We start from the raw sequence: 19,360 nt of genomic DNA on the forward strand, positions 1-19,360 counted from the left end.
CGGCGGATTCTTGGTGAAGGAGAGAGCCCTGTGTCATTCTTCGACCGGTTGAAGGCAGGTCTGCAGAAGACGAAAGAGGCGCTCATCGGCCAGGTGAACACGGTGATGAGCGTCTTCCGCAAGATCGACGACGAGCTCTTCGACGAACTGGAGGAGGCCCTGATCCGGGGCGACGTGGGCGTGACCACCTCCACCCGGCTGGTGGAGGAGCTGCGCCGGCAGGCGCGGCAGCGGGGCCTGAAGAACGGCGACGAGCTGCTGCCGCTGCTCAAGGAGCTGGTGGCCCAGCGGCTCGGCAGCGGCGCCGCGCCCCTGAACCTGAACGCGGGCGGGCTTACCGTCATCCTGGTGGTGGGGGTCAACGGCGTGGGCAAGACGACCACCATCGGCAAGCTGGCCCGGCACCTCCGGGAGGACCGGGGGATGAAGGTGGTCCTGGCCGCGGCGGACACGTTCCGGGCGGCGGCCATCGACCAGCTGAAGGTCTGGGGCGAGCGGGCCGGGGTCGACGTGGTGGCCGGGCCGGAGGGGTCGGATCCCGCCGCGGTGGCGTTCGACGGCGTGAAGGTCGCCCGTGAGCGCGGGGCCGACGTGCTCATCGTGGACACGGCCGGCCGGCTCCACAACAAGGGCCACCTGATGGCCGAGCTGGGCAAGATCGCCCGGGTGCTGGGCCGGGAGGTGCCCGGCGCCCCGCACGAGACGCTGCTGGTGCTCGATGCCACGACGGGGCAGAATGCCATCCAGCAGACGAAGCTCTTCAAGGAGACCGTCCCGGTCACCGGCATCGCCCTGACCAAGCTGGACGGCACCGCCAAGGGCGGCGTGGTCGTGGCCATTGCGGACACCGAGCAGGTGCCGGTCAAGTTCATCGGCGTGGGCGAACGGCTGGACGACCTGCAGCCGTTCGACCCGCAGCAGTTTGTCGAGGCGCTCTTCAGCGAATGAGCGCGCCGGCGGATGTCCGATCCCTTCGAGGACGCCTCAGCCAGAGAGGCGTCCTCTCTCTTTTGGCACGACCGGACGGCGACAAGATGTGCACCTTTGCACGATATAATGTGACGCAATTGGGTCGCAAAACGCGAAGGGATTGGCAGTATTGCTTCCGAATAGGCTAATCGTCAACAGTTCCTCGAAAGGCCTGCATGCGTGCACACCCTTGCACCATTGACCGGGGGGTGTCTGCCATGATCGCCGGCGTCAACGCCAGACAGCGCGACATCCTGCTGTACCTGCTGCAGCGCGGCGGGGCGCCCGCGACGGCGCGGGAGATCGCGACGCGGTTTGGCGTCGCGGTCCGGACGGTCCGGTACGACCTAGATTACCTGCGTACCGCGCTGAAAGGAACCGGGCTCCGGCTGGTGGCCCGGCCGCGGGCCGGCCTCTGGATCGAAGGCGAACCCGACCGGCGCGAGGCGATCATCAAGCTGCTTCGGTCTGTCGGTGAGCCCCCGCCCCTGCACTGGGCGGATCGGCAGAACCGGCTGGTTGTGGAACTGCTGGCCTGCGACGAGGGGCTGACCATCGCGGAGCTCGGCGACATCCTGGCGTGCAGCCGCACGACGATCCAGCGGGATCTGGAGAAGATCGAACCCCGCCTCGGCCAGTATGGCCTGCGCCTGGAGCGGGTGCGGGGACGGATCCGGATCGCCGGGTCGGAGCGGGACCGGCGGGAGACGCTGGTCCGGTTCCTCGTGGCGACGGTGGGGCCGGAGGAGCTGCTGAGGCTGAGCCGGGGGACCGGAGCCGTGCCGCCTGCGGCGGCCGCCTGGCCGTCGGGCGCAGCCGTGGGCTGGGAGGCGCTGAGCGGCGTGGTGCGCCTCGCCGAACAGCGCCTGCAGCGCAAGTTCACCGAGGAGAGTTTCGTCTCGCTGGTGGTCCACCTGTCGGTGGCCCTGCACCGGCTGGGCGCGGGGCAGGAGATCACCATGCCCCCGGACCGGCTGGCCGAACTGAAGCAGCTGCCGGAGTGGCCCGTCGCCGAGGCCATGGCCGCGGAACTGGAGGCGCTGTCGGGCCACCCCATTCCGGACCCGGAGCGCGGGTACATGACCTTGCACCTGCTCGGCGGACGGGCGCAGCCGCTGATGCCCCTGAGCGAGATGCCGCCGCAGGCGCCTGAGGACCCGGCGGCCCGGGCGCTCGCGGAGCAGCTGATCCGCCAGGTGAGCGAACTGCTGGAGGTGGACCTCACCGACGACCCCGTGCTGCGGCGGGGCCTGGCCTGGCACCTGCAGGGTCTGCTCGCCCGGCAGCGGTTTGCGCTGGGAGCGATCAATCCGCTCAGAGCCGAGATTCAGGAACAGATGGCGCCGGTGTACAGCGCCGTCGCGCGGGCGCTGCGCTCGGTGCGGGACCGGCTGGAGCGCGACCTGTCGGACGACGAGATCGGGTTTCTCACCGTGCACGTCGCCGCGGCGCTGGAGCGCCGGGGCGAGCCGGCCGGCGTACGGGTCCTGGTCGTCTGCAGCACCGGGCTCGGCTCGGCGCACCTTCTGGCTGCCCGCCTGATGCGCCAGTTCGAGCACCTGCAGATCGTCGGCGTGGTCTCCGCCCTGGAGACGGGGGATGCGAAGTGGCAGCACCAGGTGGATCTGGTCATCACCACGGTGCCGCTGCCACCCCTGCCGGTGCCGCAGGTGCGCGTCTCGCCGCTGCTCACACCGCAGGAGGTTGAGCGGGTGCGCAGCGCGGCGCGGGCGCTGGCGGGGGCGGATCCTCGCCGCCCCGCCGCGGCGGAGGGGCACCCGCTGGTCGACGGCGTGCTCGCGGTGATCGAGCCGCACGTGGAGGTTCGTGACCGGGACGGCCTCCGCAGGGCGCTGGAAGAGTACCTCGTGGAGCAGCGTCCGCCTCTGGAGCTGGCCGAGCCGGTCATCCGTGAGCTGGCGCTCCTGGGCATTCAGGTGGATCCGGCCACGCACGCGGGTCTGGCCATTCACCTCCAGATGGCGCTGCCCCGCTACCGGGCCGGGCAGGTGGTCGCCGAGCCGGATCTGGACCGCATCCGGCGGGAGCACCCTTCCGTGTTCCGGGCGGTGGAGCGGGGCCTGCAGATCCTGGGGCGCTGGCACGGCGTGACGATTCCGCCGGAGGAGGTCGTGCCGGTTCTGCGCTACGTCATCCGGGCGGACAAGGAGGACGATGGGAGATGAACGGGACAATCTGCATTCGCGGCGGCCGGATCATCGACCCGGCTGCACAGGTGGACATGGTCGGCACGGTCGTGGTGTCGGAAGGCCGCATTCAGGCGGTGGCCGAAGGCGACCTGCCGGTCCGGGCGGACATGGAGATCGACGCGCGCGGCCTGCTGGTCGTGCCGGGGCTGATCGACCTGCACGTCCACTGCTTCGAAGGGGAAACGGTCCTCGGGCTCCCGCCCGACCAGATCGGCGTGGCGCAGGGCGTGACCACGGTCGTGGACGCAGGGAGCGCAGGGGCACAGAATCTCGAGCGGTTCCGGGCCCAGGTGGCCGGTGCCCGCACCCGGGTGCTGGCCTTCCTGAACCTGGCGGTGGACGGGCTGGCGCGGGAACGGGGGGAACTGAGCGACCCGGCGATGCTGTCTCCGGAGGAGACGCTCGCCGCGATCCGGGCCCATCCCGACTTCCTGGTGGGCATCAAGGCCAGGGCGAGCGCCTCGGTGGTGGGCAGCCAGGGGGTCGCCCCCATCCGGCTGGCCGCCGAGACCGCCCACAGGGCCGGGGTACCGCTCATGGTGCACATCGGCAACGCGCCGCCGCGCCTGGAAGAGGTGCTCCCGCTGCTGGAGGCCGGGGACATCGTGACCCACGCGTTCCACGGCAAGGCGGGCGGGATCTACCGTGACGGCCGCATGCTGCCGGAGGCGCGCGCCGCCCTGGAGCGGGGCGTGCTGTTCGACGTCGGCCACGGCCAGTCCAGCTTCAGCTTTGCCACAGCCCGGCGGTTCCTGGCCGACGGTTTCCGGCCGGCGACGATCAGCTCCGACCTGTGGCGGGGCAATGAAACCGGGCCGGTCTTCAGCCTGGTGCACACGATGACGAAGCTGCTGCACATCGGCATGCCGCTTCCCGAGGTGATCGCGGCGGCCACCAGCCGCGCGGCCGCTGCGCTGCGCAGGGAGGCGGAGCTGGGCCGGCTCGAGGCCGGCCGTGCGGCGGACATTACGCTGATCCGGGTGACGGAGGGCGCGTTCCCGGTGACAGACTCGGAGGGCGTTGTGGAAACGGCCCGCCTGAACCTGGAGGTGTCTGCGACGATCCGCGGCGGCACGCTGGTCGAGGGGGAGGGATGATACGCAGGTGAAACCGCTGGATCAGGTAGCCTCTTCCTTGAATCTCTCGGCTGAGGAGTACCGGCAGACCGCCCAACTGATGGCGCGGGCCGTGGAGATCGCGGGCGCGGCCGGCATCCCCATGGACGAGCAGGCGGAGCTGGCCCTCGCGGCCCACCTGGCGGCCTTGTGCCGGCGGCTGGAGCAGGGCGAGCGGGTGGCCGACATCGACGCCGCGCTGTTTGAGCAGGTGCCCGCCGCCTACCGCCGGATGGCCCGTGAGCTGCTCCAGCCGCTCTACGATGCGCGGGGGTTGGAGGTCGACCAGACCGAAATCGGCCTGGTGGCGCTTCACTACGCCGCGGCCCGGGAACGGGCCGGGCAGGAAAACACAGGAGGTGGCTAGTTCGTGAGCGATGTGATCAAGGTCGTTATCGGCGACCGGCTGGGCAAGGGTCAGAAGGTCGCCAAGGGCGTCGAGGCAGCCGGGGGGGTCGCGATCGTGATCCCCGGCATGGCTGCGGACATGAAGGTCGGCGACGTCATGCACAAGGAGAACGCCAGCTTCGGCATCAGCTTCTGCGGCAGCGGCGGTGCCGGCGCCCTGACGGCCGCCAACAAGTACGGGTACAAGGCGGAGCACCACCTGAGGTCCGTCGATGCCGGTGTGACCGCCCTGCGCAACGGCGCCCGTGTCCTGGGCTTCGGCTTCATGGACGTGGAGGAGCTGGGCCGCCGTCTCGTGGAGGAGTACCGCAAGCTGCTGGCTGAGGGGAAAGCATGACGACCTACAGCCGGTTTCACAGCGACGTCGTCAGCCTGACGCTCGACGGGGTCGGCGAGACCCAGGAAGAGGCACTCAATCAGATCCTGGCCAAGATGCGCCAGCGCGTCATGCAGGAGCGCCGGGGCCCGATCCTGTTCATGGCCCCCCTGGACCTGGAAGTGACCGCATGTTCGGTCGACACCTGGACGGAGCGCTTTCTCTTTATCCTGTGGCCCCGCACCCGGCACCGGTACCGCCTGGAGGCCAACCTCAAGGTCGAGGTGCGCTGGGTAGAGTTCACAACCCCTCACGCGCAGGAGGTGAGCCGCTGAGGCGCTGCAGTTTCCGGCACCAGTTGGCCCGACACCAGTGCTAAAGGAGGTCGAACCGTTTGCTCGGCATCGTCATCCTCAAGTCCCTGATCATCGGATCGCTGCTGGGCGCCGCTGTGGCAGCGGGTGCAGCCCGCATGTTCTACGCTCCGGAAGTACAGTCGATGGGCGCTTTCCGCACGCTGGGTGAACTGAACGCCTGCAAGGGTGATCCGGTCGCGCACTTCTCTTTCGGTTTGGGCTTCTTCTTCAACTCCGCCGCGTCGGTCGTCGGCGCCGGCGCCCTGACGCAGGACGTGATTCACCGCATCATCCCGAACTGGTCCGCTGGCCTGCTTCTGCTCCGGAACCGCAGTGTCGAGGAGACGCTCTACCGTCCCGCGGCGATGGCTGCGGCGGGCGCCATCGTCGGCGCCGTGGTTGTCACCGTGCTCAATTCCGTCTCCGCGTTCATCCCGCAGTCCATGGCCGTGGTGGCCAGTGAGGTGCTGGGGCCGGCCTCCAGCCTGATGATGAACCCGGTCATGCCCGTGATCTTCTGGCTTGCGGCCCTTGACGCCGGCCGGATCACCGGCGCATGGGCCACCATCCTGGGCGGTCTTGCCCACATGATCATGGGCAACGCCGTTCCCGGCATCGTGCTCGGCATTCTGATCGGCAAGGCCGCGGAGGAGCGGGGCTACACCAAGTCCACCAACACGATGATCGCCATCGTCGCCGTCCTCTTCATCCTGATCGCTTACTTCCGCGGCTTCCACCTGAAGCTGATCGGTCTGTTCTAGAGAGGGGGATATCCGTGGCCAAGAACAAGATCAATGACTTTCTGATGAGCCCCATGGCCTTCCCGCTCCTGCTCGGCCTGACGGCAGCGTCCGTGGTCGCCGGTACGCACCTGTTCATCACCACCGGCTCCGGCGCGTTCAACGATATCTACGTCGTCCAGATGCTGCAGTCCGGACTCAGCACCGGCGACTACGCGGCGGCGGCCGGGTTCGCAGCCGGCTTCCTGATCGCCCGGGTGCTGGAAGGTCCCCTGGTCGGCGTGCTTGACCTGGGCGGGTCCATCATGACCGGCGTCGGCATCGGCATTCCCGCCGTGATGCTCGCCTCCGGAATCCGCTGGCCGTTTGAGTCCTTTGCCACCTCGCTGGGCCTCGGCCTGGTCATCGGTCTGGTCCTGGGCACGGGCATCATGCTGATCCGGAAGCTGATGCCTGAAGGGATGGGCAGCCTCGGCACCGACGTGATGATGGGCGCCGGCAACGCGACGGGCCAGTACCTCGGGCCGCTGATCATCCTCTCGGCCATTCAGTACAGCATCCCGGCCGGCGTCGGGGCCTTCGTGGGCGCCGCCATCTCCTACTGGTTCAAGAAGCCGGTGGCAGGCGGGGCGATCCTGGGCGCCATGATCCTCGGCGGGCTGATTCCGGTGGCTTCGTAGCACCAGTCGATAGCGGAGGCGAAGCGGGAGGCGGCTCCCGCTTCGCCCGATGATGGCAGGAGAAAAAGGAGGAAAGCCAAGTGAGCAGCTTTGCCGAGTGGGGGCTGCGGCAGGTCATCAACGCCAGCGGCAAGATGACCGCGCTGGGCGCCACGGCGGTGGCGCCGGAGGTGGCCGAAGCCCTGGCCCGGGGCGCGCAGGAGTACGTGGTCATGGACGAGCTGCTGGCCGCGGCCGGAGCCCGGATCGCTCGGGCCACCGGGGCCGAAGCGGCGGTGCCGACCATCGGGGCCGCGGCCGGCATCGCCATCGCCACCGCGGCCTGCGTGGCCGGCGCCGATCCGGCGGCCATCGAGGCCCTGCCCGACAGCCTCGGCCGTCCCAACGAGGTGGTCCTGCCCAAGGGGCACAGCGTGCATTTCGGCGCCCCGGTCACGCAGATGATCCGGCTGGGCGGGGGGCGGCCCGTGGAAGCGGGCCATGCCAACCTGGTGACGGCGGATCACGTGGAAGGCGCCATCTCCGACCGCACCGCGGCGCTCTTCTACTGCAAGTCGCACCATGCGGTGCAGAAGGGCATGGTCGCCCTCGAGGAACTGATCGCCATCGGGCGGCGGCGTGGCGTGCCGGTGGTGGTGGACGCGGCGGCGGAGGAGGACCTGCGCCGGTACATCGGGATGGGCGCCGACCTGGTCATCTACAGCGGCGGCAAGGCCATCGGCGGGCCCACGTCCGGCTTCGTCTGCGGTCGGCGGGACCTGGTTGCGGCCTGCGCCATGCAGTACGCCGGCATCGGCCGGGCCATGAAGGTGAGCAAGGAGGCCATCGCCGGTCTGCTCACCGCCCTGGACCTGTACGAGAAGCGGGACGCCGCCGCGGCCGCACGGCGGGACCGGGAGCGGATGGAGTGGCTGGCGGGCGAACTGAACCGCATTCCCGGTCTGCGGGCCCGGCTGATCCAGGACGAGGCCGGCCGGGAGATCTACCGGGCGAGCGTGGAGGTGCTGCCCGGTGCGGGCATCACGGCCGCGGAGCTGGTGCGGAAGCTGGAGGACGGCGACCCGGCCATCTACACCCGGAACCACCGGCTGAACCTGGGCATCATCAGCATCGACCCGCGGCCGCTGCGGCCGGGACAGGAAGAGATCATCCTGGCACGCGTCAGGGAGATTCTGGAGGAGGTGCGAGCATGAAGCGGCTGCCGCTGTACCGGGAACGGGTCGCGTTGAACCTGCTGGCCAAGGACGCGGACAACGCCCGCCAGGTCTGGGAGGCCACAGGGGGCCACGCACTGGTGGGCGTGATGCTGGCCGATTACGCCACGGTGGACGCCGCGGTGGCGCAGGTCAGGGCGCTGCTGGAGGTGGTTCCGGTGGTGTCGGTGGGGCTCGGCGCCGGCGATCCGCAGCAGTGGGAGCGGGTGGTCGAGGCGGCCCTCAGGACCGACCCCGGTCACGTCAACCAGGTCTTCCCCGCAGCGGCCTACACGGTGGGCGCGCTGCGGGCCCGGGGGCTGGAGCAGAACGTGGTCAACGGCCTGATCTCCCCCTCGGGAACCCCCGGAAAGGTGCTGATCGCCACCGGCCCCCGGAGCCAGTCCGCCCCGGCGGCCGAGGTGCCCTGTGAAGCTGCCGCCGCGATGCTTGCGGAGGTGGGCGTCGATTCGGTGAAGTTCTTCCCCGTCAAGGGCGACACGCGGCTCGATGAGGTGCGGGCGATGGCCAGGGCAGCGGCGGCGGCCGGCATCCCCGTGTTCGAGCCGACCGGCGGCCTCACCGTCCACAACCTGGCCCGGGTGGTGGAGGCGGTTCTCGACGCCGGGTGCCAGGTGGTCATCCCGCACGTGTACACGGCGATCGTCGACCCCGAGACCGGCCTGACCCGGCCCGGCGAGGCGGAGGCACTGATGGGCGAGGTCCGGAAGGTGCTGGGATAGGCATGGCGCGGCGAGCGCTCCTGGCCCTGGACCTGGACGGTACGCTCCTCCGCTCGGACCTGACGGTCTCGCCGGCCAACCGCACAGCCGTGGCCCGCTGCCTCCGCGACGGGATCGCTGTCGCGCTCTGCTCGGGGCGGACCGCCGGTTCTGCCGGCCAGTACGCCCGTCTGTGGGAGGCGGGCGGCCTGTGGATCGTCGGCTGCAACGGCGCCGAGATCCGGCCGGCCGCCGGCGGTCCGGTCCTGCTGCGGCAGACCGTGCCCCTGGCCGTGGCCCGCGCCGTCGCCCGCTGGGCCGCCGGGGAGGGGGTCTACCTCAAGGTATATGTCGACGGCGTCCTGCTGGTGGAGCGGGCCACCGCGGAAACGGTCTCGTTTTCCCGGTCGCACGGGGTGCCCTATGTGGAGACGGGGGATCTGGCCGCAGCCCTGTCCGGCGAGCCGACCAAGCTCGTCGTCATGGCGGAGCCGCCGCAGGTGGAGCGCCTGGCGGACGCGGTGCGGGCGCGGTGGGGGGCGGAACTGGAGCTGACCACCTCGGAGCCCGGTTCCCTGGAGATGACGGCTCCGGGCGTGACGAAGGCGTCCGCCCTCCAGTTCCTGGCTGAGCACCTCCAGGTCGAGCGGGCCGCGGTGGCGGCGATCGGCAACGCCCACAACGACCTGAGCATGATCCGCTGGGCGGGTTTCGGGGGGGCCGTCGGGAACGCGCCGCCCGAGGTGCAGCGGGCGGCTCAGGTCGTGGTGGGGCACCACGACGAGGATGGCGTGGCAGATTTCATCACGGCGTGGCGCGCGCAGTTGGGGGTGATGACGTGAGCGTGGAGCGGAAAGTGGTGGTTGGATCCAAGTCGGGCCTGCACGCGCGGCCGGCCTCGATCCTGGTGAAGGAGGCCGCCCGCTTCCAGTCGCAGGTGGAACTGGTCACGGCCGAGAAGGCCGTGAGCCTGAAGAGCCTGATCTCCGTCCTGGCCCTGGGCCTGGAGCAGGGGGCGGAGGTCACGGTGCGGGCCATGGGCCCGGACGCGGACGAGGCCGCCGCGGCCGTGGCCGGCCTGCTGGCACAGGATCTGGGCTAGACCGCGCACACCGGCCGCCTGGGTTGACAGGCGGCCGGTGTTCCGCCTCTCCTGGCTGGATGAGCGGATGGCCTGGCTGTACCTGTACTTCGCCGGCCACCAGGTGAACACCACCTCTTTCTCGTTCCTCGGCGGTACGGTGCTGGGCGGGCTGTTCGGATGGCTGCTGGGGGCGCTGCAGGCCGAGCGGCCCGCTTTCCTGTCAGATCGTGGTGCACGAGTGGCGGAACGCACCTGCGGGGGCAGACTGACCCGAAGGTGCGTTCCGTGCGCTATTTTCCTCCCCGCTGGTCGCAGTAGATCCGCATGGCATCCCGCAGGTAGGCGGCCAGGCCCGGCCTGATCTTGTCGATGTTCCGGGTGAAGCGCTCGTCCTGCACGTACATCTCGCCCAGCCCCCGGAAGACCTCCAGGGAGCAGGTGTAGTACCACTTGTTGATGTGCTCGTGCCAGCGGCCGACCCACATCTGCACCTCGGCATCGCCGGGGTCCCGGTCCATCCGGCGGGCGATGTTGCCGTACATCTCGCCGGCCTCTGCCGTGATCTTCTGCCAGTCCGCCTTGGTGTACTTCCGGGTCCGCCGGGTCGACTCCTCAAACTCCCGGGAACCGCCCCAGCGCTGCCTGGCCTCCTCCTCGTACTCGCTGGGATCAAACCCGTCGAACAGCTCCTTCATCTCTTCCCTGGTCAACATCGGGGCATCCTCCCTGTCCATGGTGTCCAGTGTGCGGTCGACCGTGGCGATCAGCCGCTCGATGCGGGCCTTGCGCTGCAGCAGCGCCTCCCGGTGGGCCAGCAGGGCCTGCCGCCGGTCGAAGTCGGGGCTGTCGATGATCGCCCCGATCTCCTTCAGGCTGAAGCCCAGCTCACGGAAGAACAGGATCTGCTGCAGCCGCTCCAGGTCCTCCCGGGAGTAGAGCCGATACCCCGCCGCCGACTGCCCGGCCGGCCTCAGGAGCCCGATCTCGTCGTAGTGGTGCAGGGTGCGGACGCTGATGTCGGCCAGGTCGGCTACAGCCTTCACCGTCAGGGCCATCTGCTCACCTCCTGCTTCCGAGCATAAACCCTCACGTTGCGTGAGGGTCAATAGGGCGTCTCACACGCGCGCGGAAAAATGGTGGAACGGCACACACGTTCGGATCGTCTTTGTGTATGCAATCCACTCGTGTGAGGTGAACGGGCGCAGATGGACCGACTCGATGCGATGGCCCTGGACGATGTGATCCGGCACGGCACCGCCTGGGAACGGTGGCGCGCACAGCGCTTGCTGGGTTCCGCCCAGCCGCCGCCCCCCGGCTGGGCCGGGCGCCAGAACCCCGACGGGGGCTGGCGCAGCAGGGAGTTCAGCTCCCCGGTGTCGAACATGGGCAGCACCAGCGTCACCCTCATGCGCATGATCTGGAGCGGCCTCGGCGGTTCGGCGGAATGCGCGGCGACGCTGGATTACCTGCGCCGCACCCAGCAGCCCGACGGCCGGTGGACGGAGGACCCGGCCCAGTACGGGGCGAATCCGCCGGAGTGGAACCGCCCGGGCGATCTGCATGTCGATCTGTGGGAAACGGCCAACAACGCGGCCTGCCTGTGCGCCCTGGGCCTCGTGACGGACCCCGCCACGGAGAAGGCGGTCGGCTGGCTGGAGGCAAACCGCCGGGAAGACGGCAGTTACCCCGGCTACCTCGCCACGACGTACGCGGTGGCGGCGGTCTGCCACATGCGGGACCAGGCAGCCGCCGCGCAGCGATACCTGCGCGATTCGCTGGGGTTCCTGCACAGGTTCAGGAAAGAGCCGTGGTTCGACGTGATGGACCTCACCTGGGCCCTCATCCTCTGGCGCCTGGCCGGGCTCGATGCCCGGACGGAGGCCGTGAGGGCTTACCGGGAAGAGCTGCTGAAGCGGCGCCGCGCGGACGGCACCTGGTCCAGCCGCTACCCGGGATGCGGACCGCAGTACACGCTGGAGGCCGTCGAGATCCTGAAGGCCCTGGAATGAAGGCCCGCGGCCCTGGCCTGCGCCGGCAAAGCGCCGGCGCCCCGCAATCCCTCCGACGCATCTCCGGGGACGAAGGTTCCCTGGCGGGGGCCTCATGAACCCCAGAGTCCCCCGCACGCGTCCTCCTATTGGTGACTTGTTGAAGGACTGGGCGGTGCCTGGAACGTCACACAGTATATACGCGTTGGTTCACACGCCGAATCTGCTGGACCAGGGAGGTGGAACGGCATGGCCCGGCTGGACGCGCTGTTCTTCCAACACGTCCCGCCGCTGCGGGCGGCGGCGGTCGCGCTGCCCGAGGGGGGCGTGCTCTTCTCGGACGGCGGCTTTGAGGACTTCCTGCGCGAAGGACAGGTGGCGGCCGACCCCGCCGGCCCCGCGGTGCTCTCAGCCGGCCCCGGCTGGGAGGAGCTGCGGACGGCCTGGAGCCGGGTGCTGCCGCTGGAGTCGGTCTCGCACGAGGGGTGGCTGGCGCATCTGCAGACCTTTGCCCAGTTGGACTGGAGCGGCCTGGATGCCCTGGGGATCGACCTGTAGCGGGGAGGTGCAGACATGCAGGAGTTGATCTTCCCGGCTGTGGGCCAGTGGATCGGCGCCCGGCGGGAGTGGGACGACCTGGTGGCGGAGATGCGCCATGAGCTGCCCGAGCGGCTTTGCACCGACCTGATCCACCGGGCGCAGCAGCGCGCGCAGCAGGCCAACTGGGCGTTCGCGAAGCCGCTCGCGCGTCGCTTCAAGGAGATTGAACTCATCCGCCGGGGAGAGCCCCGCAAGGCCGGGCGCAAGGCCCAGGTGAAGGCGCTCCGCCGGCGGCTGGCCCTGATGAACCCGGCGGCCGTCGCACGGGAGCTGGCCGCAGGCCTCACGCCTCCCGACCTTTCGGAGTACAACCAGATCGTCACGGAGCTGGCGCGCGCCCTGCCCCATCCGGGCCTGGCCACGCGCTACAGCCTGCCGCCCCAGGCGCTCCGGGCCCTGGCGGATCAGATCGCCGCCGCCGGGCGGCCCGTGGCGCAGGCGCTCACCGACCACGCGCATAACCTGAAGCAGTACGCAGAACTGGTCGACCGGCTCCGTTCGCAGCCGCTGGTGCAGAAGGGCGCACGCATCATCGGCAGCGCCGTGGCCTCGGCCCTGGAGCCGCTGGTCGGGCGGGAGACCGCCGCCCAGCTGATGGGGCTCGACCAGTCCCTGGACCGGGCCCTGGAGCAGGTGGAGATGGGCTGGACCGCCTTCCAGCGGGAGTACAAGGAGTTTGCCCCGGAACGGCAGCGCCGCCACCAGCTCATCTACCTGAGCCTGGTGGGAGGGTTGTTCCTGCGGGTGCAGCGGGACCTCCGGCGCCTGGGCTGTGAGCTGGCGGTGGACGAGCACGGCCAGTGCCGCGTGGTGGCCACGCCCGAGCGGCAGGCGCGGCTGCGGCAGCATTTTGAGACCGCCGCGCCCGCAGTGCGGGCGGCGCTGGACGAGGGCCGGTACCAGGACGCCGAGGCGCTGGCTGCCCGGCTGGTTGCCCAGGTCGTGGCCGATCCGGTGGCTGCCCGGACGCCCGCCGACGGCAAGTCGGTGGGATACCGGGCGTATGCGCTGCACCTGAGCGCGGCGCTGGCCCGTGCCCGGGAGCTGTGGGGCCGGGGGAAGCCGGAGGAGGCCGCCGCCATCTGGAAACAGGTCTTCACCGAGTACCCCTGTCTCGTGGCCGACGCCGACCTGCACCCGGTGCCGGGGGAACCGCTGCCGCTGGTGACGGCCGGCTTCCGGCTGGCTGCGTACGCAGAGTGGGTGCGGCAGTCGAACCGGGGCGACGAGGCGGACGCGCTCCTGATGGCGCAGGTGCGGTTCGCCGAGCGGCTCACCCGGCTCAACCCGGAGCAAGCCCTGCCCGGGGAGGCGCTCTCGCCGGAGATGCAGGAGTGGGCGGCCACCCTTTCCGCTTTCCTGCGCCGGTCCGCCGCGGACCCCGACGCCCTGGACCTGCCGGAGCGGCCGGTGCCCCTCTCCCGCTACCCCACGGTCATGCGCCGCTTCCGCGAGGCGGTGGGCACCAGTCTGGAGACCTCGCAGCTCGACCGCTACCTGCGGGGCCGGGTGAACCTGCTCCGGGGCGCCGCCGCGGCTGCGGCCACCGGCGGGGTCGGTCTGCTGGCCACGCTGGCCTGGCTTCTGCTCTAGGGGGTGACGGTTTGGAGCTCCGGGAACTGCAGCGGGAGGTGGACCGCTGGATCGCGCCCTTCGGCTACTGGGACCCTCTGGCCAACCTCGCCCGGCTCACCGAGGAGGTGGGCGAGCTGGCCCGGGAGATCAACCACCGCTGGGGGCCCAAGACGAAGAAGCCCACGGAGGACACCGGCGACGTGGCCCTGGAGCTGGGCGACATCCTCTTCGTCGTCGCGGTGCTGGCCAATCAGATGAACATCGACCTGGAGGAGGCGTTCCGCCGGGTGATGGCCAAGTATCAGGCGCGGGACGCCCATCGTTGGACGCGGCAATCCGATGGAGGATGAGGAGACGCGCGTGTCAGGAATGGAGGTCGTGTTTGGAGCGGAAGGGGGGGAGGTGTACGAATGGGAACCCTGTCCGACATCTATCGCGGCGTGGCCACTTGGATTGCGCACACCGTCAACACGATGGGTGGTTGGCTTGCGTTGATCTGTATGGTGGCGGTGGTCGTATGGGCCGCGCGCCTGGAGGGCAGGGTGAGACGGCTTGAAGCGGGTTCCCGCCGGGAGCCGAAGTCCTGACCACCCATGAGAAGTCGCTCCGGAACCGATTTGCCAGGGTGTCAGCATCATCCCCTTGACAGCCCATGATGAGCCGCCTATACTGAAGCAGGCGATGGCGCTGTCAAGGGGTTTTCCTTGACAACCCGAGCACGCCGGAGGGAGCGCTGGTCGGATGAAGGACGTGCCGCGGATCGCCATGCTCTTCGACTTCTATGGCCCGCTGCTCACCGAGCGCCAGCAGGCGCTGATTCGGGCCTATTACCTGGAGGATCACTCGCTGGCGGAGATCGCGGACGCCGACGGGGTGAGCCGGCAGGCGGTGCACGAGCTGATCCGCCGGTCGGAGGCGGCGCTGCAGGAGTATGAGGACCGGCTCGGTTTCATCGCCGAACACCGCCGGCGCAAGGCGCTCCTGGACGAACTGGAAGAGGCGCTTGACCGCGCCGACCTCGACGCCGCCCGCCGCGTGCTTGCGGCCCTGCGGGCGGAGGCGTGACCGCACGCCAGTGTCTGACACCTTCCATATAGAGAGGGTGACCAGCCTGTGTTTGAATCCCTACAGGAACGCCTGCAGGAGGCCTTCAAGCGGCTCCGGGGCAAGGGGAAGCTGACCGAGTCCGATGTCAATGAGGCGCTGCGGGAGGTGCGCCTGGCCCTCCTGGAGGCCGACGTCAACTTCAGGGTCGTCAAGTCGTTCATCAACCGGGTGAAGGAGCGCGCGGTCGGGCAGGAGGTCCTGGAGACCCTGAACCCTGCCCAGATGGTGGTCAAGATCGTCTACGAGGAACTGGTCGCCCTGATGGGCGGCGAGAACGTCGGCCTGAACATGGCCGACCGGCCGCCGACCATCATCATGCTCTGCGGCCTGCAGGGCTCGGGCAAGACGACCCACGCCGCAAAGCTCGCCCTGAAGCTGAAGAAGGAGGGGAAGAAGCCCCTCCTGGTGGCGGCCGACGTCTACCGGCCGGCGGCCATCAAGCAGCTGGAGGTCCTGGCCGGCCAGGTGGGCGTGCCCGTCTACTCGGAGGGCGACCAGGTCAGCCCCGTGGAGATCGCGGAGCGGGCCGTTCAGCACGCGGCGCGGGAGCGGCGGGACGTCGTCATCGTCGACACCGCCGGCCGCCTGACCATCGACGAGGCGCTCATGGAGGAGCTCCAGCAGATCAAGGCGCGCATCCAGCCCCACGACACGCTGCTGGTCCTGGACGCGATGATCGGCCAGGACGCGGTGACCACCGCCGAGCACTTCCACGGAAAGCTCGGGGTCGACGGCGTCATCCTCACCAAGCTGGACGGCGACACCCGCGGCGGCGCCGCGCTCTCGGTGCGGGAGGTGACCGGCCGGCCGATCAAGTTCATCGGCGTGGGCGAGAAGCTGGACGCCCTGGAGCCCTTCCACCCCGACCGGATGGCCTCGCGGATTCTGGGCATGGGCGATGTGCTGACGCTCATCGAGAAGGCCCAGGAGCAGGTGGACCGGAAGCAGGCCGAAGAAATGGCCAGAAAGATGCTGAAGGCCCAGTTCGACTTCGAGGATTTCCTGGAGCAGCTCCGGGCCTTGCAGCGCATGGGTCCCCTGAAGGATATCGTGAAGATGCTCCCTGGCGTCGGGGCGCAGCTCAAGGACATCGACATCGACGAGAAGGAGCTGAAGCACGTCGAGGCGATCATCCTTTCGATGACGCCCAAGGAGCGGCGCAACCCGGACATCATCAACGTGCGGCGGCGGGAGCGGATTGCGAAGGGCTCCGGCCGGCCCATTGCCGAGGTGCACCGGCTGATCAAGCAGTTTGAGCAGGTCCGGAAGATGATGAAGCAGCTGGGCGGTATGGAGAAAATGATGAAGCGGGGCGGGAAGATGCCCCGGCTGCCCGGCGGCGGGTTCAGCGGTCTGTTTGGCCGGCGGTAGTTCTGAAGCGGTGCCCCATCTCCACGCCCCGGGGCGCACCTGCGGGGCGGAGGTGTGCACACATAGATATTTTATCGTTTTCGAGGAGGATGAACCGAGATGGCTCTGAAGATTCGCCTGAAGCGCATGGGGATGAAGAAGTCTCCCTCCTACCGGCTGGTGGTCACCGAGGCGACCTCGCCGCGGGACGGCCGGTTTGTCGAGGAGATCGGCTACTACGACCCCACCAAGAACCCCGCCATCCTGAAGATCGATGAGGAGAAGGCCCTGAACTGGCTGCTGAAGGGCGCCACCCCCACGGAGACGACCCGGGCGCTGCTCTCCAAGACCGGGGTGCTGAAGAAGTTCGACGAGGCGAGGAAGTAAGGGGGCCGACCCGACCCCCCGAGAACAGGGGGCGCTGACGCATGCTGAAGCGGCTGGTGGAGATCCTGGTGACGGGGCTCGTCGAGCATCCCGACCAGGTAAAAATCACGGCGGTCGAAACTCCCCGCGCCGTCACGTTTGAGGTCCGTGTGGCCGACAGCGACATGGGCAAGGTGATCGGGCGGCGCGGCCGGGTGGCCAGGGCGATCCGGACGGTGGTCAAGGCGGCTGCCGTGAAGGATGGCCGCCGGGTAATGGTGGAGTTCATGTCATGAGTCTGCAGATCTTGCGACCGGTGACGATCAAGGCCCGGGTGACCGAGAGTCTGAAGGCCCGCCTGACGGCGGAGCTGCAAGCGGCGATCAAGCAGCTGGACAACGAGATGGCCGAGCTGGAAAGCCAGGTCAAGCGCGCCCAGCTGACCGCGACGATCAGCCCGCAGCAGCAGATGCAGCTGCTGCAGCTGGTGGAGCAGGAGCGCGCGGTGCGCGCCGAGAAGAAGGCGCAGCTGCAGGAGGAGATCAACCGCGTGCAGGCCCTGCCGCTGGGGACCGAGGTGGTGCAGGGCACCGTGCAGGCGACCGCCACCGTCAACGTGGGCGACAGCCTGGATGCCCTGATGGCGGCCGAGATCGTCGTGGAAGACGGAAAGGTGATTGCGATTCGGGGTGAGGCGTAGTGGCCGGGCAGTCCAGGCCGGAGCTGATCCGGATCGGGCAGGTGACCGCCCCGCACGGGGTGAGGGGCGCGGTGCGGGTCTATCCGACCACCGACTTCCCGGAGCGGTTCGTCACGCTGCGGCGGGTGCTGATCGACGGCCCGGACCGCGCGGTCGGGGTCCGGTTCCGCGGCTTCGTGAAGAACCTGGTCATCCTGGAACTGGAAGGGATCACCGACCGCAACCAGGCGGAGCGGCTGCGCGGGGCGAATCTCCTGGTGCCGCGCGCCGAGGTCCATCCCCTGCCCGAGGGCTACTACTACGACTTCGATATCATCGGCATCGATGTCGTGGACCCGGACGGCAGGCGTCTGGGCCGGGTGGTCGAGGTGGACCACAACACCCCGGTACATGACCTCTACGTGGTGGAGACAGCGCCGGGCAAGCGGTACATGGTCCCGGCGGTGCGCCGGTTCGTCAAGGAGATCGACCTGGAGGCCGGCCGCATGGTCATCGAGCCGATCCCCGGCCTGCTGGAGGACTAGCCCGATGCTGATCCAGATCCTGACCATTCACCCGGCCATCGTCGCGCCGGTCTTCCGGGAGTCGATCCTCGGCCGGGCCAGCGAGGCGGGGATCCTGGACCTGCGGGTGGTCAACATCCGGGATTTCGCCTTCAGCAAGCACCAGCAGACCGACGACTACCCCTACGGCGGCGGCGCCGGGCTGCTGATGAAGCCGGAGCCGGTGTACGCCGCGGTGCGCTGGGCCGCGGGGCGCGCCCCGGTGGGCGCGCGGCCGCCGCGCGTCATCCTCATGGACCCGCAGGGGCGCCGGTTTGACCAGCGGTATGCGGAGGAACTGGCGCAGGAGGATCACCTGATCCTCATCTGCGGGCGCTATGAGGGGTTCGACGAGCGCATCCGGCACCTGGCCACCGACGAGATCTCCATCGGCGATTACGTGCTGATGGGCGGCGAGGTGGCGGCGCTGGTGGTGGTGGAGGCGGTGTCCCGGCTGATCCCGGGTGTGCTGGGCGATCTGGAATCCAGCGTGGCCGAATCGCACACCTCGGGGCTCCTGGAGGGCCCGCAGTACACGCGCCCCGTTGAGTTCGAGGGGATGCGGGTGCCGGAGGTCCTGACGTCGGGCAACCACGGCGCCATCGCCCGGTGGCGGCGGGAGCAGGCCCTGCGCCGCACCTTCGAGCGGCGGCCGGACCTGCTGGAGACCGCTGACCTCACGCCGGAGGAGCGGCTGCTGGTGGAAGCCTGGCGATCCGGCCGGCGTTGATATTGCCACGGCTTACCCGCCCTGGTATAATGGTTTGCGTGTGATCACGGACGGTCCGCTGCCGGAATGCTTGCACGCTCGGAAGCACCGGTACGAACGTCTCGTATAAGGGGTGAAATCATGTCCAACGTTATCCGCGAGATCGAGCGCGAGTACCTGCGCGATGACATTCCCGCCTTCCGGCCCGGCGACACCGTCCGGGTGAACGTGAAGGTCGTCGAGGGCAACCGGGAGCGCGTCCAGGCCTTCGAGGGCGTCGTCATCAAGCGGCAGGGCTCGGGGGTCAATGAGACCTTCACGGTCCGGCGCGTCTCCTACGGCGTCGGCGTCGAGCGCACCTTCCCCGTCCACAGCCCGCGGCTGGCTTCGATCGAGGTCGTCCGGCGCGGCGTGGTCCGGCGGGCCAAGCTCTACTACCTGCGGGAGCGGACCGGCAAGGCAGCCCGCATCCGGGAGCGGCGGTTCGTCAAGCAGGAGCAGGCTTAGAATCAGGATCGTCATCTTGTCGCTCCGCTCGATCCCCTGCCGGGTTGAGCGGAGCGTTGCACTATGGGCCGTTCACCGGTTGCGGGGAGGTAGCCCCGTTTCCGGTCAGTGGAGCGGAGCGGG

General features: G+C 69.4%; 25 protein-coding genes. 24 read left to right on the forward strand and 1 reads right to left on the reverse strand.

Annotation, left to right across the window (positions count from 1 at the left end; all coding sequences use genetic code 11):
- The first annotated feature begins 30 nt into the window (after positions 1-30).
- The 12 genes from ftsY (at position 31) to ACZ5UM_RS12430 (ending at position 9,811) form a co-directional block, all read left to right on the forward strand.
- Entirely contained in the window at positions 31-948 is a 918-nt protein-coding gene (gene ftsY / locus ACZ5UM_RS12375) for a signal recognition particle-docking protein FtsY (protein ID WP_464844516.1), read from the forward strand.
- 239 nt (positions 949-1,187) lie between these two features.
- Positions 1,188-3,155 (forward strand): PRD domain-containing protein, encoded by a 1,968-nt coding sequence (locus ACZ5UM_RS12380; RefSeq protein ID WP_464844518.1) that lies wholly within the window; start codon positions 1,188-1,190, stop codon positions 3,153-3,155.
- Positions 3,152-4,276, forward strand: coding sequence for an amidohydrolase/deacetylase family metallohydrolase (locus tag ACZ5UM_RS12385; RefSeq protein ID WP_464844520.1), 1,125 nt, complete (start codon positions 3,152-3,154; stop codon positions 4,274-4,276). Before ACZ5UM_RS12380 ends, ACZ5UM_RS12385 begins: the two co-directional genes overlap by 4 nt.
- Positions 4,277-4,313: 37 nt before the next feature.
- Positions 4,314-4,661 (forward strand): PRD domain-containing protein, encoded by a 348-nt coding sequence (locus ACZ5UM_RS12390; RefSeq protein ID WP_464844522.1) that lies wholly within the window; start codon positions 4,314-4,316, stop codon positions 4,659-4,661.
- A gap of 3 nt (positions 4,662-4,664) precedes the next feature.
- Positions 4,665-5,039 carry a glycine-rich SFCGS family protein gene (locus ACZ5UM_RS12395; protein ID WP_464844524.1) on the forward strand — a complete coding sequence of 125 codons (375 nt, stop codon included), beginning with the start codon at positions 4,665-4,667 and terminating at the stop codon, positions 5,037-5,039.
- The gene (locus ACZ5UM_RS12400; RefSeq protein ID WP_464844526.1) at positions 5,036-5,353 is read left to right on the forward strand and encodes a DUF4312 family protein; all 318 of its coding nucleotides are present in this window, start codon (positions 5,036-5,038) and stop codon (positions 5,351-5,353) included. The genes ACZ5UM_RS12395 and ACZ5UM_RS12400 overlap by 4 nt, the downstream gene beginning before the upstream one ends.
- 59 nt (positions 5,354-5,412) lie before the next feature.
- Positions 5,413-6,135: a DUF4311 domain-containing protein gene (locus ACZ5UM_RS12405; protein ID WP_464844528.1), complete on the forward strand. Its 723-nt coding sequence runs from the start codon at positions 5,413-5,415 to the stop codon at positions 6,133-6,135.
- A 14-nt stretch (positions 6,136-6,149) separates the two neighbouring features.
- A complete protein-coding gene (locus tag ACZ5UM_RS12410) occupies positions 6,150-6,794 on the forward strand; it encodes a DUF4310 family protein (protein WP_464844530.1) in 645 nt (214 codons plus the stop codon).
- An 80-nt stretch (positions 6,795-6,874) separates the two neighbouring features.
- Positions 6,875-7,987 carry a DgaE family pyridoxal phosphate-dependent ammonia lyase gene (locus tag ACZ5UM_RS12415; protein ID WP_464844532.1) on the forward strand — a complete coding sequence of 371 codons (1,113 nt, stop codon included), beginning with the start codon at positions 6,875-6,877 and terminating at the stop codon, positions 7,985-7,987.
- Positions 7,984-8,730 carry a KDGP aldolase gene (locus tag ACZ5UM_RS12420; RefSeq protein ID WP_464844534.1) on the forward strand — a complete coding sequence of 249 codons (747 nt, stop codon included), beginning with the start codon at positions 7,984-7,986 and terminating at the stop codon, positions 8,728-8,730. Before ACZ5UM_RS12415 ends, ACZ5UM_RS12420 begins: the two co-directional genes overlap by 4 nt.
- A gap of 2 nt (positions 8,731-8,732) precedes the next feature.
- A complete protein-coding gene (locus ACZ5UM_RS12425) occupies positions 8,733-9,551 on the forward strand; it encodes a Cof-type HAD-IIB family hydrolase (RefSeq protein ID WP_464844536.1) in 819 nt (272 codons plus the stop codon).
- The gene (locus ACZ5UM_RS12430) at positions 9,548-9,811 is read left to right on the forward strand and encodes an HPr family phosphocarrier protein (protein ID WP_464844538.1); all 264 of its coding nucleotides are present in this window, start codon (positions 9,548-9,550) and stop codon (positions 9,809-9,811) included. The genes ACZ5UM_RS12425 and ACZ5UM_RS12430 overlap by 4 nt, the downstream gene beginning before the upstream one ends.
- Before the next feature lie 272 nt (positions 9,812-10,083).
- Here the strand turns inward: ACZ5UM_RS12430 and ACZ5UM_RS12435 are convergent, their stop codons facing one another.
- Positions 10,084-10,848 carry a MerR family transcriptional regulator gene (locus tag ACZ5UM_RS12435; RefSeq protein ID WP_464844540.1) on the reverse strand — a complete coding sequence of 255 codons (765 nt, stop codon included), beginning with the start codon at positions 10,846-10,848 and terminating at the stop codon, positions 10,084-10,086.
- A 150-nt stretch (positions 10,849-10,998) separates the two neighbouring features.
- Here ACZ5UM_RS12435 and ACZ5UM_RS12440 point away from each other — a divergent pair, with 150 nt between their 5' ends.
- From ACZ5UM_RS12440 to rplS, 12 genes are all read left to right on the forward strand, one after another.
- Positions 10,999-11,802, forward strand: a complete 804-nt coding sequence (locus ACZ5UM_RS12440; RefSeq protein WP_464844542.1) for a prenyltransferase/squalene oxidase repeat-containing protein — start codon at positions 10,999-11,001, stop codon at positions 11,800-11,802.
- A gap of 228 nt (positions 11,803-12,030) precedes the next feature.
- Positions 12,031-12,339: a hypothetical protein gene (locus ACZ5UM_RS12445; protein ID WP_464844544.1), complete on the forward strand. Its 309-nt coding sequence runs from the start codon at positions 12,031-12,033 to the stop codon at positions 12,337-12,339.
- 15 nt (positions 12,340-12,354) lie between these two features.
- A complete protein-coding gene (locus ACZ5UM_RS12450; protein WP_464844546.1) occupies positions 12,355-13,974 on the forward strand; it encodes a hypothetical protein in 1,620 nt (539 codons plus the stop codon).
- Positions 13,975-13,985: 11 nt separating this feature from the next.
- Entirely contained in the window at positions 13,986-14,306 is a 321-nt protein-coding gene (locus tag ACZ5UM_RS12455) for a nucleotide pyrophosphohydrolase (RefSeq protein WP_464844548.1), read from the forward strand.
- Positions 14,307-14,697: 391 nt separating this feature from the next.
- Positions 14,698-15,021 (forward strand): YlxM family DNA-binding protein, encoded by a 324-nt coding sequence (gene ylxM, locus ACZ5UM_RS12460; protein WP_464844550.1) that lies wholly within the window; start codon positions 14,698-14,700, stop codon positions 15,019-15,021.
- A gap of 48 nt (positions 15,022-15,069) precedes the next feature.
- Complete coding sequence (ffh, locus tag ACZ5UM_RS12465) at positions 15,070-16,434, forward strand: signal recognition particle protein (protein ID WP_464844551.1); 1,365 nt, start codon at positions 15,070-15,072, stop codon at positions 16,432-16,434.
- Between the two features lie 99 nt (positions 16,435-16,533).
- Positions 16,534-16,800: a 30S ribosomal protein S16 gene (gene rpsP / locus ACZ5UM_RS12470; RefSeq protein ID WP_464844553.1), complete on the forward strand. Its 267-nt coding sequence runs from the start codon at positions 16,534-16,536 to the stop codon at positions 16,798-16,800.
- 44 nt (positions 16,801-16,844) lie between these two features.
- Positions 16,845-17,075, forward strand: coding sequence for a KH domain-containing protein (locus ACZ5UM_RS12475; protein ID WP_464848369.1), 231 nt, complete (start codon positions 16,845-16,847; stop codon positions 17,073-17,075).
- Entirely contained in the window at positions 17,072-17,479 is a 408-nt protein-coding gene (locus ACZ5UM_RS12480; protein WP_464844554.1) for a YlqD family protein, read from the forward strand. The genes ACZ5UM_RS12475 and ACZ5UM_RS12480 overlap by 4 nt, the downstream gene beginning before the upstream one ends.
- Complete coding sequence (gene rimM, locus ACZ5UM_RS12485) at positions 17,479-18,003, forward strand: ribosome maturation factor RimM (RefSeq protein WP_464844555.1); 525 nt, start codon at positions 17,479-17,481, stop codon at positions 18,001-18,003. Before ACZ5UM_RS12480 ends, rimM begins: the two co-directional genes overlap by 1 nt.
- Positions 18,004-18,007: 4 nt before the next feature.
- On the forward strand, positions 18,008-18,751 hold the full coding sequence (gene trmD, locus ACZ5UM_RS12490; RefSeq protein WP_464844557.1) for a tRNA (guanosine(37)-N1)-methyltransferase TrmD: 744 nt from the start codon (positions 18,008-18,010) through the stop codon (positions 18,749-18,751).
- A gap of 120 nt (positions 18,752-18,871) precedes the next feature.
- The gene (gene rplS / locus ACZ5UM_RS12495) at positions 18,872-19,237 is read left to right on the forward strand and encodes a 50S ribosomal protein L19 (RefSeq protein ID WP_464844559.1); all 366 of its coding nucleotides are present in this window, start codon (positions 18,872-18,874) and stop codon (positions 19,235-19,237) included.
- The last annotated feature ends 123 nt before the right edge of the window (positions 19,238-19,360 follow it).

This window comes from Symbiobacterium ostreiconchae (genome assembly GCF_055396975.1).

Bases quoted from the DNA above. Each gene is read 5' to 3' on its own strand.
- ACZ5UM_RS12380 (WP_464844518.1), top strand. From the start codon at position 1,188: ATGATCGCCGGCGTCAACGCCAGACAGCGCGACATCCTGCTGTACCTG.
- ACZ5UM_RS12385 (WP_464844520.1), top strand. From the start codon at position 3,152: ATGAACGGGACAATCTGCATTCGCGGCGGCCGGATCATCGACCCGGCT.
- ACZ5UM_RS12400 (WP_464844526.1), top strand. From the start codon at position 5,036: ATGACGACCTACAGCCGGTTTCACAGCGACGTCGTCAGCCTGACGCTC.
- ACZ5UM_RS12420 (WP_464844534.1), top strand. From the start codon at position 7,984: ATGAAGCGGCTGCCGCTGTACCGGGAACGGGTCGCGTTGAACCTGCTG.
- ACZ5UM_RS12425 (WP_464844536.1), top strand. From the start codon at position 8,733: ATGGCGCGGCGAGCGCTCCTGGCCCTGGACCTGGACGGTACGCTCCTC.
- ACZ5UM_RS12435 (WP_464844540.1), bottom strand. From the start codon at position 10,848: ATGGCCCTGACGGTGAAGGCTGTAGCCGACCTGGCCGACATCAGCGTC.
- ACZ5UM_RS12440 (WP_464844542.1), top strand. From the start codon at position 10,999: ATGGACCGACTCGATGCGATGGCCCTGGACGATGTGATCCGGCACGGC.
- ACZ5UM_RS12445 (WP_464844544.1), top strand. From the start codon at position 12,031: ATGGCCCGGCTGGACGCGCTGTTCTTCCAACACGTCCCGCCGCTGCGG.
- ACZ5UM_RS12450 (WP_464844546.1), top strand. From the start codon at position 12,355: ATGCAGGAGTTGATCTTCCCGGCTGTGGGCCAGTGGATCGGCGCCCGG.
- ylxM (WP_464844550.1), top strand. From the start codon at position 14,698: ATGAAGGACGTGCCGCGGATCGCCATGCTCTTCGACTTCTATGGCCCG.
- rpsP (WP_464844553.1), top strand. From the start codon at position 16,534: ATGGCTCTGAAGATTCGCCTGAAGCGCATGGGGATGAAGAAGTCTCCC.
- ACZ5UM_RS12480 (WP_464844554.1), top strand. From the start codon at position 17,072: ATGAGTCTGCAGATCTTGCGACCGGTGACGATCAAGGCCCGGGTGACC.
- trmD (WP_464844557.1), top strand. From the start codon at position 18,008: ATGCTGATCCAGATCCTGACCATTCACCCGGCCATCGTCGCGCCGGTC.
- rplS (WP_464844559.1), top strand. From the start codon at position 18,872: ATGTCCAACGTTATCCGCGAGATCGAGCGCGAGTACCTGCGCGATGAC.